9 protein-coding genes, 1 pseudogene and 1 CRISPR repeat array are annotated in these 14,543 nt (G+C 41.7%); of the genes and pseudogenes, 8 read left to right on the top strand and 2 right to left on the bottom strand.

Features of this window, described 5'->3' with window-relative positions; genetic code table 11:
• The first annotated feature begins 403 nt into the window (after positions 1 to 403).
• The 4 genes and pseudogenes from H6G28_RS12070 (at position 404) to H6G28_RS12055 (ending at position 6,634) form a co-directional block, all read left to right on the top strand.
• The gene (locus H6G28_RS12070; protein WP_190670992.1) at positions 404 to 3,430 is read left to right on the top strand and encodes a cysteine peptidase family C39 domain-containing protein; all 3,027 of its coding nucleotides are present in this window, start codon (positions 404 to 406) and stop codon (positions 3,428 to 3,430) included.
• Between the two features lie 1,171 nt (positions 3,431 to 4,601).
• Positions 4,602 to 4,995 (top strand): annotated as a pseudogene (locus H6G28_RS12065) (HetP family heterocyst commitment protein).
• An 860-nt stretch (positions 4,996 to 5,855) separates the two neighbouring features.
• Positions 5,856 to 6,005, top strand: coding sequence for a hypothetical protein (locus tag H6G28_RS12060; RefSeq protein WP_190670985.1), 150 nt, complete (start codon positions 5,856 to 5,858; stop codon positions 6,003 to 6,005).
• Between the two features lie 56 nt (positions 6,006 to 6,061).
• Positions 6,062 to 6,634 (top strand): peptidylprolyl isomerase, encoded by a 573-nt coding sequence (locus tag H6G28_RS12055; RefSeq protein WP_313949910.1) that lies wholly within the window; start codon positions 6,062 to 6,064, stop codon positions 6,632 to 6,634.
• Here H6G28_RS12055 and H6G28_RS12050 read toward each other — a convergent pair.
• Complete coding sequence (locus H6G28_RS12050) at positions 6,582 to 7,151, bottom strand: DUF3611 family protein (protein ID WP_190593293.1); 570 nt, start codon at positions 7,149 to 7,151, stop codon at positions 6,582 to 6,584. The two genes, H6G28_RS12055 and H6G28_RS12050, sit on opposite strands and share 53 nt — an antisense overlap.
• Positions 7,152 to 7,486: 335 nt before the next feature.
• On the opposite strand from H6G28_RS12050, the gene H6G28_RS12045 reads away from it, so the two are divergent.
• Both H6G28_RS12045 and H6G28_RS12040 read left to right on the top strand, forming a co-directional pair.
• Positions 7,487 to 8,836 (top strand): histidine phosphatase family protein, encoded by a 1,350-nt coding sequence (locus H6G28_RS12045; protein ID WP_190670983.1) that lies wholly within the window; start codon positions 7,487 to 7,489, stop codon positions 8,834 to 8,836.
• 424 nt (positions 8,837 to 9,260) lie between these two features.
• Positions 9,261 to 10,745 (top strand): dihydroorotase, encoded by a 1,485-nt coding sequence (locus H6G28_RS12040; protein WP_190670981.1) that lies wholly within the window; start codon positions 9,261 to 9,263, stop codon positions 10,743 to 10,745.
• Between the two features lie 250 nt (positions 10,746 to 10,995).
• A CRISPR array of direct repeats spans positions 10,996 to 11,404; the repeat unit is 37 nt; unit sequence ATTGCAATTTCAACTAATCCCTATTAGGGATTGAAAC.
• 440 nt (positions 11,405 to 11,844) lie between these two features.
• Here the strand turns inward: H6G28_RS12040 and crtD are convergent.
• Entirely contained in the window at positions 11,845 to 13,362 is a 1,518-nt protein-coding gene (crtD, locus tag H6G28_RS12035; RefSeq protein WP_190670979.1) for a C-3',4' desaturase CrtD, read from the bottom strand.
• On the opposite strand from crtD, the gene H6G28_RS12030 reads away from it, so the two are divergent.
• Positions 13,356 to 13,649 carry a hypothetical protein gene (locus H6G28_RS12030; protein ID WP_190670977.1) on the top strand — a complete coding sequence of 98 codons (294 nt, stop codon included), beginning with the start codon at positions 13,356 to 13,358 and terminating at the stop codon, positions 13,647 to 13,649. The genes crtD and H6G28_RS12030 overlap by 7 nt on opposite strands.
• Before the next feature lie 258 nt (positions 13,650 to 13,907).
• Positions 13,908 to 14,453 (top strand): MARVEL/CASP family protein, encoded by a 546-nt coding sequence (locus H6G28_RS12025; protein ID WP_190670976.1) that lies wholly within the window; start codon positions 13,908 to 13,910, stop codon positions 14,451 to 14,453.
• Positions 14,454 to 14,543: the final 90 nt, after the last annotated feature.

Below are 14,543 nucleotides of genomic sequence, written 5' to 3'. Positions count from 1 at the left end.
AATCTTCACAGACAATTTTGGTGTGTAAGTCCTGTTAATATTCCTGTCTTGCACAGTATTATGTTGCCTGCCCAAATCTGACCTGTACAAAATGTCATTTTATTTTCCGGGTGTTGCACAAATTAACAGAAAATGTAAGTAACACTCAGGAAAAATTGAATACTCGCTGACATATTTCGAGAATAAATCACAAATATTCTCACTTGTATCTGCTCAATTACTAATAGCAAATAGCCTATGTTAAAAATAGACTAAAAAGTATTTAAAGGCAAAATATTACTACACTAATGATTGATGTGTTGCTATATCTAACCTAAAAAATCATCATTTATTTACATAATTTTTATCATCAAATCACGTCGTCAAACATCAAAAAACATACACCAAGACCAGCAAATCAATCATGAACCCCGCTTCTTCGTTCAGAGTTCAGGGAGAACTAAAAATTAGTAAACAAAAGCAATCTAATATTTTAGCAGCAATCATTATTAAACTTTTGAACTTAGTTGTCGGGGATACAGATTTAGCCGCAGAGTTTATTCAGTTGTGGACAATTCAAGAGTTTCAACTAGGTGATAATTTAAATAGATACACTGAGAATACAGCTACAGCAGATAACAGCGATTTTTTTTACTTGGTATGTCAAGGTAAAGTGCGCTTGTTGAGTTTTGATGAGACTTTGGGCAGGGAAGTTTCTCCACAGTTGTTATTAGCAGAACAGACATTTGGCGCAGATCATTTGTTTTGCGATCGCCCTTTATCATACCGTGCCATCGGTGCAAGTCCGGGTTTTGTAGCCCAAATTACAATTGCCGATTTACAAGTGTGGTTACAACGCTTACCAAATCTCCAAAAGCACTGGCAAAAGTTAGCATTCGAGCGTCAAGCACTGATTTTCTTTAAAAGTTATACAGAATTGCGATCGCTCAACAGTGCAAGTTTACGGCAATTCTTACCTTATATAATTACTAGCAAAATTCCCGTTGGCTCATCTTTAAATACAGCTACACCAGCCAATGCGGGACGTTTTTGGTTAGCCGGAGGAACAACTTCACTCTTAATTGGCGATAGCTGGGGATATCCTGATGTGACATCTCCCGATGCAATTGCGGAGACAGACTTGTTAGTTTACCAGCTACCGATTGAACAGTGGGAATTAGCCCAAGTATTTACTAGTCAAAATCCACAACCAAAAGTATCAGTTATTGATCATTCCGCAATCACCCAAATTCCCCTTCCCAAACCGGAATCTTCCCAAGCAGAAATTTCCCCAGTCGCAGAAATTGATTTTCCCCAACAGCCAAAAGCTAAACCACGGCGGAAATATTCCTTGATTTTGCAACAAAGTTCATCAGATTGTGGTGCGGCTTGTTTAGCAATGATTAGCCAATATTGGGGTAAACGCTTCCGCCTCAATACTTTACGCAACTTAGCAGCTATAGACAGTACAGGCGCATCTTTAGCAGGTTTAGCCACAGCCGCCCAAACCTTGGGTTACACAACATTACAAGTGAGGGCGAGTTTAACCAAGCTAGAGTCGCAAACTAATCCTTGGATTGCTCACTGGCAAGGCAATCATTATATAGTGGTTTGGCAGATTCAAGGCGATCGCATTTTAATTGCTGACCCAGCGAAGGGGAAAAAATGGCTATCACGCCAAGACTTTGAAGCCAATTGGACAGGATACGCACTTTTATTAAATCCAACCGCCAACTTTCACAGCCGCAACAGCGAGAAACTTGCCTTACGTCCTTATTGGCAGATATTACAGCGCGATCGCCAACTTATTCAATACATTATTCTGGTTTCTCTGGTCATGCAAGTCTTTGGGTTAGCGACTCCCTTACTTACCCAAGTGATTCTCGACCAAATACTATTACTGAAAAACTTTTCCACATTAAATGCTTTTGTACTCGGCTTTTTATGCTTGGGTGTCTGGGGGATTGTTTTAAATGCACAGCGACAATATCTGCTCGATTATTTTGCCAGTCGCATCGATGTTAATTTAATTGGTGGTTTCGTCAAACATACCTTACAGCTACCATTACAGTTTTTTACCACCCGCCAAGTCGAAGATATTCTCAGCCGCATTCCCGAAAATCTCAAAATTCAACAGTTCTTTACCCGTCGCGCTATTACTAGTCCAATTGATGCGGTGATGATTCTTGTCTATTTTGGGGTGATGGCTAACCTCAATTTGCGACTCACTTTATTAGTTGTGAGTGGAATTATCCCCGTTGTGATGTTGATTGTGGGTGCAAGTTCATTCCTCCAGCAGATATCGCGGGAAGTTTTGCAAACATCCGCCAGCCAAAATTCTGCCACAGGGGAAATCATCACGGGAATTGTCACAGTCAAAACCGCCGCCGCCGAAGCTTCAGTGCAGACATATTGGCAAAAGCAGTTGCTGAAAATGCTCAAGGCGCGGTTACGGGGACAGAAGTTAGCCAATGTCTTACAAATGCTGCGGAATTTAGTTAGTCACATTGCGACAACAGTTGTTTTATGGTGTGGGTTGCAACTAGTCATCACTGGGGATATGTCACTGGGTAAATTGGTGGCGTTCAATATGTTGATGAGTAATGTGATTCATCCTGTGTTGGCATTGGTAGAGTTATGGGATGAATTACCCGCAGTATTCACAGCCCTAGAGCGAGTTAACGATGTCTTAGATTCTCAGCCAGAAGAAAATTCCCAAAAACCTTTACAGGTAATGCCGACAATTCGCGGTGAAGTGCAGTTTGAGAATGTATTTTTCCGCTATCATCCTGATGACCAGCGTCAGACTTTGCAAAATGTCTCTTTTCACGTCAAATCAGGGCAAACTGTCGGGATAATTGGTCAGAGTGGTTGCGGTAAAAGCACCTTAGTCAATTTGCTGGCGGGTTTATATCGTCCCGAAAATGGGCGGATTTTAATTGATGGCATTGATATTAGTACGGTATCGCCGCCATCGTTACGCAGTCAAATCGGTTTTGTCCCCCAGGATAACTTTTTGTTTTCCGGCACGATTTTAGAAAATATTACTCTGTATAATCCAGATTTGCATCCTGAACAAGCGATCGCCGCCGCCAAATTAGCCGAAGCTCACAGTTTCATCCGCGAACTACCTTTAGGCTACAACACCCCAGTCGGGGAAAGAGGTTTGCGGCTGTCTGGTGGACAAAAACAAAAAATTGCGATCGCTCGTGCTTTAATTAGTAACCCCAAAATTTTAATTCTAGACGAAGCTACTAGCAGTCTCGACTCTGAATCTGAGCGTTGTTTGTACCAGAAATTAGCTCATTTGAATCAGCACCACACTACTTTTATCATCTCCCATCGCCTTTCTAGTCTGCGCCACACCGACCATATCCTAGTTCTCAACCAAGGTATTTTGGTTGAACAAAGCACCCATCAAAAGTTGATGGCAACCATTGGTCTTGATTAATTAACACAGTTCAGTTAAGAAAGCGTTTCGACAGCGATCGTATTTGATTTGTGAAAATCGAGAGGCTCAGATCCCCGACTTCTTGAAGAAGTCGGGGATCTTTTGGTTCACGAATGATTTAGGACTGCATTCATTCCGAGTCTCATAGCGCAAGTCATCTTCAGATGACTCAACTAAAAATGTATTCCAGTCCACTTAAGTGGACTTTGGCTATGAGCCTGGAACTTTAGTTCTAGGCGGGAATGGCTTGAAAGCGATAGGCTAGGCAAGCTTTGTTTGTATAGCCCCAGACTAATTGTACTGCCAGCCCTATACCCCTTCACCCAGTCCCCACAGATAATTCCTATTCATGATTCCCGGATGAAATTTATATTTTGTTAAAAATATTTTTAACAACGCCAAATACATAAAATTACTTTGTTTTTGATATTGCTATAGGAATTACGATATTTAGTGATTGTTTATTAGACAAGTTAATGGTAAATTTCTATATGAATTTGAACCAAAGAAAAGTTTCTTATGAACAATAAATGAGGGGTCAAACCCCTCAGTAAACAGCGAATCCGTGACAATACTAAAACTTAGAACATACAAATGGAGACATCAAAAAAAATCCGTATTTTTTACTGGTAAAGTTTTAATTGAGAAGATGACATTTAGAAAAAAACGTAGTATAAATACTAAAGTAGCTATTAATTTTTTTGCTAAATACCGTTGATGTTCTCAGGGAAAACTATCACCTTCTCACCAAACTTTGCTAGAAAAACTGAAGCGAAAGATTATACGGTAAAATTATCAGGGCAGTAGATTAAACTAAGTATTGAGAAGACAAACAGAGGATAAAACTGCGTCTACCAAGAGCCAAGCCAGATTGTTATAGTCATTAAAATGACATTACCAAAGATTGAAAAGTAACTAACTACTAAATGAAATACAGTTAACTTTCTCCTCCAAGGTCAAGCTCATGGACATCATCATCAGAACACATGCAGTTCTCACCTCAGTACCAAGAATGAAGCAGCCTTCACGGCTATATTTAGTCATTCTCCACAGGCTTATAGCTAAAACTAAACATAAATTTAGAGGGTAGTTGTTACAACATCCAACTGCAACAACTATTGATTAATTATTGACTACCTGTAACACCTAATTCCCCAGTGCAATTAACACTATGAATCACAACATAACTAGCGTCAGTAACTTTAATAAAGGTATCAATCCTCAACAATTTGACCAAATAGTAGAAGCAATTCTAGCTGGTAAGTATTCTTGGGCATGTGTGTTAATGCTACGTGTTGCTGGTTACAATCCATTACATTACATTCCTTATCGCACTTATAACAGATTGCTCAAAGAAAATTCTTCCCCAAGTAGAACGCAACAACAAGAAGTATCATCTGCGGATAAATCTGTCGCAACTCATTGCTTGGGCAAAATTAAAGACTTAACTTACCTTGAGGTAGTAGGTAAAGCAAAAAACTGAAATTCGTGGCGGTAATATGGAGCAATCGTTAGCCCAAGAAATGCCAGAACATCAAGCGATCGCACTCAAGATTTTTCCTTAAAATTGAGTAATGAGTAATAAGTAAATTTCTAACTCATTACTCATTACTCATTACTTTTCTCAATCAGTTGCTGTCAGTCCTGAATGTCGAGCTTTGACAAACAGCAAATAACATGATGTCATTAATTATTGAAATTTATGTAAAAATATCACGTTAATTATACTGTTTCCAATTAACTAACCCATCTTTGAGATAATTTCTCCAGGTGGGTTTTGTTGTCATAGATCCAAGCTTCTAGAGTATGAAAAGTCTGATTTAGTCTTGGTATCAAGAGAAGAATTAGGGATAAAAATTTTTACCAAAATGTGCCAAAATGGCAAATTTAAACTATCAATATCATTTAAATTATACATAGAGCAGATGAGTCAATAAGCTCATCAACAATGATAAAATCATTGAATATCTGACTATGAAATACATTTAACTGATTGTTTTTGCTGAAGCAGTCAGTATCCCAAAGAGTACATAACTCTGAAACCAAGACAGACAATCAAACTGTTGCTATTGGTTGTTTTGTTTCTCAGGAAGCCTGAGCATCAACAAGTTAAAAAGTTGGTTTTCCGCAACTTTTACTTTCAATGCCCTCTAGTCAGTTTCTCTATGGTGGGGGAAACTTAGTAGAGTCTTCCATACTTTTATAGTCAGAGAAATAGACAACCTAACAGTTAACAGTTGTTGTTACTGATAGAGCATATAACTACTACACTTTTGTTTTAATGCTCTAAATCCTAGTTCTACCAAACAGGATCATCTCTGCTGTAATAACACATAATGGATACAGTATTGGCTGGAAGCTAAAAGCCCAAATAGCTTCCAGTTTTTTATGTAAGCTGGTATGTTTTTAACTTGTATGAATACTAATGAGTGATTTGTCAAAAATTTTGCTGGAATCAGAAGAAGTGATGCAATTCCTCAAAAAAGAAATGAGATTGAAGGAAGTATATCAACAGATTTTATTTCACAAAATCATCCGTCAAGCCGCCGTGCTGTACTATAGGACTCATATTTGATTTCTGAAAAAAATCAGTACACCCAGATCAGGCTTCTTTCCTACTCCCTACTCCCCATTCCCTACTCCCTGTCTACACAACTAGATTCAGGAATCAAACCGTATTCCTATAGAGATATTACTATTACACCGCCAGAAATTGAAGCAGAAGCAGAAAAGCAGCGCCGGGAAAGACATTTAGAAAGAGCCGCAGATACACTGGAATGGTTAGCTGATCAATTAATTACGCCTGAAGATTGGGAAAGAGGAATTTGCGATCGCCTATTATCTCACAAACTCGCACAGGTATTATTTGCCGATGAAGTAGAGCATTTTTTTCAGCAAAATCGCGCCGAATTTGAGCAAGTGATTTTGTATCAAATACTGCTTGACTCAGAAACATTGGCACAAGAGCTATACTATCAAATCGAAAATGGTGAAATTAGTTTTTATCATGCCGCCAAAATTTATGATATTGATATTCATCGTCAGTTTAAGTGTGGATATGAAGGTATAGTTTATCGTTCCGCACTCCAACCAGATATAGCCACTGTTGTATTTCGAGCAGCACCACAACAGGTAAAATTACCTTACTACTCTAGTGCTTATGCACCCGTTCTAACAACCACAAAGAAGCGATCGCACCGATAAAGTGAGCAGTAATCCCGTTAATATTAGCTACGGCGACAAACACATCCAACGCTCGAATAATTTTATTGGGGTCTGTAATTGCTACCCCTGGTGGTTGGGAGATAGATTTAGCGACTAAAACGCCTAAAGTTGAGCCAGCACCTAAAAGAGTTAATAGTATTCCCACTAAACTAATCATTATGCCTAATCTGATAGTGGCGATCGTGTCGGCTTTGCTAGGGTGTAAAGCATGATTCGGATTTTCTAACCTTTTACCCAGACGTGTATAACGAAAATCCCAATACACACTAAATAATAAAGCCACAATCCCGCAGATAGCCCAAAATATCCCGACTCCTAGACCTGCATTTGGTTTGTCAGCAAAGCCACGCCCAGTTGAAGCAAACAATACAGCTATCCCAGACACCACAGCCAGTCCTAGCTGTACCCAAAAAGTAATCCAGCCTGTCAAGCGAATAGTGTTACCAACTGTGTGAAGCGATGCTGTTATAGTTCTCGCGTCTGTTTCTGTTTGCATATTTAATTTCCATCTGTTGGCATTTCTTAGGAATCTCCCCCAACTTCAAGCATATTTTGGCTTGATAATGGAATACCCCCACCTACAGGCAGAAACTTTTGGCTATCTTCATTAGGATTTACGCAGTGAGATGAAAAATCAAGGGTTTTAGGAAGGGTGTACTTAAGCTAATGCTGATTCAAAACCCTTACACCCCATACCCTTTCACCCCACACCCGGTCTTTACAGATAATCTTTGTGCGTAATTCTGAATCAGTATCTAATCTATCTAAATAGGTTATTCTGCCAACACTTTAGAGTAAAATTAATCCTTTAGATAGAGGAGGGCAAAGCCGATGACTCGTGTCATCATTGTGCGTCATGGGCAGAGTAGCTACAATGCCGAACGGCGTATTCAAGGGCGCACGGATGCGTCAAAATTAACAGAAAAAGGTCGTAATGATGCCAGTAAAGTAGGCAAAGCCCTCAGCAATATTTCATTTCAGGCAATTTATTGCAGTCCTCTGCAACGAGCTAAACTCACCGCCGAGATTATTCAAAGCGAGTTAGCCAATACTCAAGAGTCTGCTGCTGTCCAAACTTCTGATAAGTTATTGGAAATTGATTTGCCTTTGTGGGAGACAATGCTAACTGCGGATGTTGAGCAGAAGTTTGCTGAAGACTATCGCATTTGGCATGAAAATCCTGACCAATTGGTAATGCAAATTCAAGATGCTGAGGGGACAAGAGAGCATTTTCCAGTTCTGGCTTTGTACGAACAAGCACGGCAGTTTTGGCAAGATATTTTGCCACAGCATCAAGGTCAAACTATTTTAATAGTTGGGCATAACGGAATTAACCGCGCCTTGATTAGCACAGCACTGGGTATTCCTCCCAGCCGTTATCACTCCATCCAGCAATCTAACTGTGGTGTGACTGTATTGAATTTTGCTGGCGGTTTGGGTGAACCAGTCCAACTAGAATCGATGAACCAAACGCAGCACATGGGGGAAGCTTTACCTTCATTGCGTCCCGGTCATCAAGGCGTGCGGTTGTTGTTAGTGCGTCATGGTGAAACTGAATGGAACCGTCAAACTAGATTTCAAGGACAAATTGATGTTCCTTTAAATGACAATGGCAGAAATCAAGCGCAAAAAGCAGGCGAATTTCTCAAGGATGTAGCCATTGACTTTGCTGTGAGTAGTTCTATGCAACGTCCGAAAGAAACAGCCGAGATTATATTGCGTCAACATCCCAGCATTCAGTTAGATTTGCAAGATGGTTTGCGAGAAATTAGTCATGGCCTTTGGGAAGGGAAATTAGAGAAGGAAATTGAACAAGAATTTCCGGGAGAATTACACCGTTGGCGGACTGTACCAGCTGAGGTACAAATGCCAGAAGGTGAGAATTTACAACAAGTGTGGGAACGTAGCGTTGCGGCGTGGCAATCTATTGTGCAAACCGCATTAGATAATCAACTCACAACAGGATTAGTAGTGGCTCACGATGCAACTAATAAAACCTTGTTGTGTCATATTCTCGGTTTAACAGCAGAAAACTTTTGGAATTTCCGCCAAGGTAATGGCGCAGTTAGCGTGATTGACTATCCCAACGGACTTGATGGTTTTCCGGTATTACAAGCAATGAATATCACGGCTCATTTGGGTGGTGGTGTTCTGGATAAAACCGCAGCTGGAGCATTATAAAACAGGGAGGAGTGAAGAGTCAGAAATGAGGTAATAAATTAGGTGTGAATAGTCAAACCTAAATACTCATAACTCACGTGATGTGCAACTTATTTTTAAACCCCTCTCCAAACCTCTCCCCTACGAGGAGAGAGGCTTTGCCCAGATTTCTCACCACACCTTTCAAAGCCTGTGCAGGGGAGCAGGGGAGCAGGGGGCTGGGGAGAATGAAGGTACTCTCTCCCCAGCCCCTCCGCACCTCTGCCTCTCTGCCCCATCAAACGCCTGAAGCTTGTGAGAAATGCGGGTTTGATTCTTGCTCCCCTTCCCTGTCTGCGACACGCTGCGCGAACGTAGGGAAGGGGTTGGGGGTTAGGTTCGAGGGAAAGTTGCACACGGCATTAACTCTTAACTCCTGACTTGTCACTCCTAACGTATGATTTTTATGAATGAACTTTTACAACAAGTCCGAGTAATTGATCCAATTTCTGGCACTGACCAAATAGCCGATGTCCTAATAGTTGATGGTCGTATTCAAGCTGTAGCTGCACAAATTTCGGCAATTAGTAATGAGACTCAAGTTAGAGACTGTCGGGGATTAATTCTAGGAACTGGGTTAGTAGATTTATATAGTCACTCTGGCGAACCAGGGTTTGAAGAGAGAGAAACTTTATCATCTTTGTTGCAAGCGGCTGCATCTGGTGGCTTTACCAGAATTGGCATTTTACCTGATACATCTCCAGCCATTGATCATCCGGCGCTGGTGGCGCAGTTGCAGAAGATGAGAGGGGAAGGGGGACGTGGGGGACAAGGTGGACAAGGGGGACAAGGTGGACAAGGTGGACAAGGTGGACAAGGAAGAAACTATGTTTCTTCTCCCTTGTCTACCCCCTCTCCCTTGTCTACCCCCTCTCCCTTGTCTCCCCTCTCTCCCTTATCTACCCCCTCTCCCTTATCTCCCCCACACCCCGACACCCCGACACCGTTACTCAACATCTGGGGTGCAGTTACTTTGGATGTGGCGGGAAAGCAGATGACAGAGTTGGCTGATTTAGCGGCTGCGGGAGTGGTGGGTTTTACTGATAGTCATCCGTTGGATAATTTGGGGTTGGTGCGGCGAGTGCTGGAATATGTACAGCCTTTGGCTAAACCTGTGGCTTTTTGGCCTTGCGATCGCCAGCTTACCTCGAATGGTGTGATGCGTGAAGGGGTAGATGCGTTGCGTTTTGGTTTACCACCAGTTCCCGCCAGTGCCGAAACAACTGCGATCGCCTCTTTGTTAGAATTAGTGGCGGCGACTGGTAATTTGCAAGTTCATATTATGCGCGTCTCTACGGCGCGGAGTGTGGAATTAATTGCGGCTGCTAAGGCTGCTGGTTTACCCATCACCGCCAGCACTACTTGGATGCACTTGTTATTGGATACCACATCTATTAACCCTGAGCGAAGCCGAAGGGTTAACATCGAGGGTAGCCGAGATGTTAAAAGTTATGACACCAGTTTGCATTTAGATCCGCCTTTGGGAAATCCCAGCGATTTAAAAGCTTTGCGTGAAGGAGTCCGCACAGGTGTAATCGATGCGATCGCGATCGACCACGCGGCTTATACTTATGAAGAAAAAGTCCAAGCTTTTGCCGAAGCTCCAGCAGGAGCAGTTGGTTTAGAATTAGCCTTACCTTTGTTGTGGCAAAATCTGGTGGTAACGGGAGAATTTACAGCCTTAGAATTATGGCAAGCTTTAAGTAGTAATCCCGCAAAATGTTTGGGACAGGAATTAAACACATTAACTGCTAATCAAAAAGCCGAGTTAACTTTGTTTGACCCTTCGCAAACCTGGAAAGTGGAAAGGAAAAATTTACAGACACTTTCGAGTAATACACCTTGGATGGGGCGAGAATTACAAGGTCGGGTGTTGCAAATTTGGTGTTAAATTAATTTTGGTAGTTTTGGCGATCGCGCGGATGGGTAGGTGTTCAAAAATAGCGGTTCGGGAAAATGGCTGTATTCCTTTCAGCACAAGCTTTTGCCAAAAAAATAAATTAAAATCATCCGCGCACCTTGCTATGTATAGATTCCAGCGTTTTTGTGTCAATCAATTTGCATTATGCTGTGTTATAATTTTTCCATCCGCGCAACTGAACCTTGAAAACTTTATAGGACAACGCTTTCTGGCTCCCGCTATTGCAATTTCAACTAATCCCTATTAGGGATTGAAACGTAAGTGCTTGATATATTCACATACCCTAGAGTGTATTGCAATTTCAACTAATCCCTATTAGGGATTGAAACGGGAGCGATCGCACTTTAAGCAAACTAAGATTTAACATTGCAATTTCAACTAATCCCTATTAGGGATTGAAACAACTATTACTGATTTGCTTCTGAACAATAAAATATCTGATTGCAATTTCAACTAATCCCTATTAGGGATTGAAACTTGTGCTTGGTGCGATCGCATTTATCCCGCACAAAATTGCAATTTCAACTAATCCCTATTAGGGATTGAAACATAGTAACCTTGTAAACTATCAAGTCTGCCTAACATCATTTCGATTGCAATTTCAACTAATCCCTATTAGGGATTGAAACTAAATGACGGTGACGCTACATAATCGGTATAGAAGATTGCAATTTCAACTAATCCCTAAAACTGCTCATTCTTACCTAATAGGACTTACGTAATACCAGTTCTGCATGAAGATGCACAGAATCTTAAGAAACGAACCGCCAAGAGCGCCAAGAGCGCCAAGAATCTAGAGTTTCATTTAGTGCAGCTTCATATTAAATTGGTAAGCTAATCAGCATTTAAGCTGCACTATTGAAATTGTACATAAATGACTTAAACTCTCTCCTCTGCCCCTCTGCCCCTCTGCTCCCCTGCGGTCTAAACTGCAAACTAAGTGCTTAATAGCTTATAAGTGTCACGATTGGTAGTTGGTGCGTGACGCTATAAATTTGATGACTACGTTTAAATCTTCTCGTTGCGTCACACACCCTACAGAAAAAATATGCCAGTTACTTCTTACTCCTTATTTCGCTTGCGCCTCAAGTTGTCTCACCACGGTTAACGCCGAGTAACTCACGCCAGCCGTACCTTCGCCGGGGTGGGTAGAGTCGCCGACTAACCAGAGAGAATTTATCGGTGTGCGGTTGGCAAAACCAAAGGGGCCAAAGGTGGGTATTCTTTGCCCAATGCCCCCAACTATACCGCGATCGCGTCCAGTGTAATGAGCAAAGGTGCGGGGTGTGGCAGCTTCTTGGTAAATGATGGTTTCTGGTTTGAGGTAAAAATATTGATTGAGGCGAGCGATCGCATCTGCGGTATATTTTTGTTTCAATGCTTGATAATCTGGAGTTTGCCACCATTGCTGATAATCCACAAAAGATGACGCAATAATTGTGGCTTTACCTTCTGGGGCGCGACCATCACCAGGATGACTCACAGACACAAACAAGGAATTATTCTCGCCAATGGGGCCATTGGCATCGTATAAAAACTGTAAATGGGGCGGACAACCTACAGGAATCGCACTCGCATCCACACCCAAGTACACCACAAAAGCCCCTGATGGTGGCGGTAGTTTTTCGACTCGCTGTTTGTAACCGGACGGTACTTTGTCCCCCAAAAGCTGCACTAGGTTTTGGACAGTCACGTTAGCTACTATATGGTCGGCTGGTTCTGTCCAAACTTCGCCTGTTTTTTGGTTGCGGATAACAACAGCAGTGGCTTGACCATTTTCGACTTTGATGTGTTCAACAGTATGGCGCATTAATAACCGTCCGCCATCTCTTTCTAGAGCAGTAACTAAGCGATCGCTCAACACCTGCATACTACCTTGGAGATGATACAATCCTTGGGGCAGTTGGGAAACGCTCAACGCCGTGGCTGCATATAGTAAGGCTGTTTCTTCAGCGTTTACCTGAGAATACAACTTTAATTGCATATCTAAAAAAGTTCTCAAACGCTGGTCATTACCCAAACCGCATAGTCTTAACGCATCGCCTACCGTGAACAATGTAAACGGCGCAGTGATAAATGTACTCGGACGCACCGCCTGAATTAATTGCCACAAATCCCACAAATTACGCGGCGGTAACACTGGGTCACGTCCTTGAAACTCCCAACTAGCTTCAAATAAAGTTGCCATTAACTGCCAAAATGGTTCACTACCCGGAAACTGCCGTTGTCTTTCCTCACGCCATTTATCTTGGTCACGCCAAACATTAATCGGAGTGGTTTCTCCTGGTAAATAAACTGCACAAGCCGGTTCACAAGGAGTAGCCGGCGGTAAATCAATTTCTAGTTCCGCAAAAATGCGCTGGTGAATCCCGCCCGGTTCCAAACCTGCCACTTGGGTTGCACCCACATCAAAAGTGAACCCTTGACGTTTAAATGTCGAAGCACAACCCCCCGGTACAATGGCTTGGTCAAGGACTAAAACGCTGTAGCCACGGTGGGCTAATAACGCCGCCGCCGTCAGTCCGCCAATTCCCGCACCAATCACAACTACACGGGGTTGATTTTGGTTAACAACAATATGTGACATTAAGATTAGCTTTACAAAAATTAATATTACTACTCATAATTTTACAAGCTAATCGTGGTGAGTTGGGGCGATCGCCAAAGAACAAGCATGAGAATGATTGCTGTATTTGTATATTTATTTTTTCGGATTTACTACTGTTATTAACCTTTTACCCACAATTTTTCAGGGAACTGAGGTGTAGGTTGGGTGGAGGAACGGAACCCAACATTTACGCATACTTTGTTGGGTTACGCGATCGCTACACTCAACCTACTATTCTCTTAACTAACAATTTTTCAGGGAACTGAGCAAATTTAAGTATTTTTTCTCCTGACACTATACAGCTAAGTATGCTTTTTTACTGGTAAAACCTACTCTGAATATTAACGTAGTAATTAGCCTGGGAAGGTGTTTACTGAGTTTTGACTGCGCGGTAATCGAGCGAAGCGATGCACTGAGCTTGTCGAAGTGTCGAGATTACCGCGCAGTCGAAGAGCAGGCTTTGTTTGTCTACCACCAAACTTCCAGTCTGAGAGCTTTGAGAAAAAAATACAAGATATAGTCACATGAAATATATCAATCGTCACGTTAACAAAATTGAGCTTATTGTCGAGGTGTTTTTTTTAGTAATCTTATTTCTACTGGGATATTGGCTGGATTATAAATATGCTGCTTCTTTATTTTGGCAATATTACGTATTTATGGATGTTTTAGCCCTCATTTTACTTTTGCCAGTGTACTTACCATCTCGGCGGAAACAAGAATTGTGGCTGTTTATCGGGTTCAATCTCAGCCTCTTTGCTTTGTACTTTGTAGCTCTCTCGCCTGTAAAGCCCTTCACCCAGTTTTATCTCGATATTAAACATGGGATGACAATTCCAGAAGTGCAAAGCAGATTGAACCAACGTTTTCCCAAAGGTGGAAGATTTTATCAGCCACAAGGGGACTTCATGGGTGGGAATGATGATGTGTGGGAAAATATTGGCCCAGTTGTATATAACCAGCATCTAAACTACATTCTTGACCCAAACAATGGTGATTACAATGCGGAGGTGGTGAATATTTATTTCAAAAATGGCAAAGTAGTAAAAGCTGATTATTCGGGCGATTGAGAACAACTCTTACACCCAGCCTCACAAAATCTTTGTGTGTTCAGTCTGTTTCAGATGCAACAATCAAAGATATTTTGGAGTGACGGATAA

The organism is Nostoc sp. FACHB-190 (genome assembly GCF_014696905.1).
GTDB lineage: Bacteria > Cyanobacteriota > Cyanobacteriia > Cyanobacteriales > Nostocaceae > Nostoc_B.
Note: the sequence above shows the minus strand (reverse complement) of the source record. Positions and strands in the feature narration are given on the sequence as shown.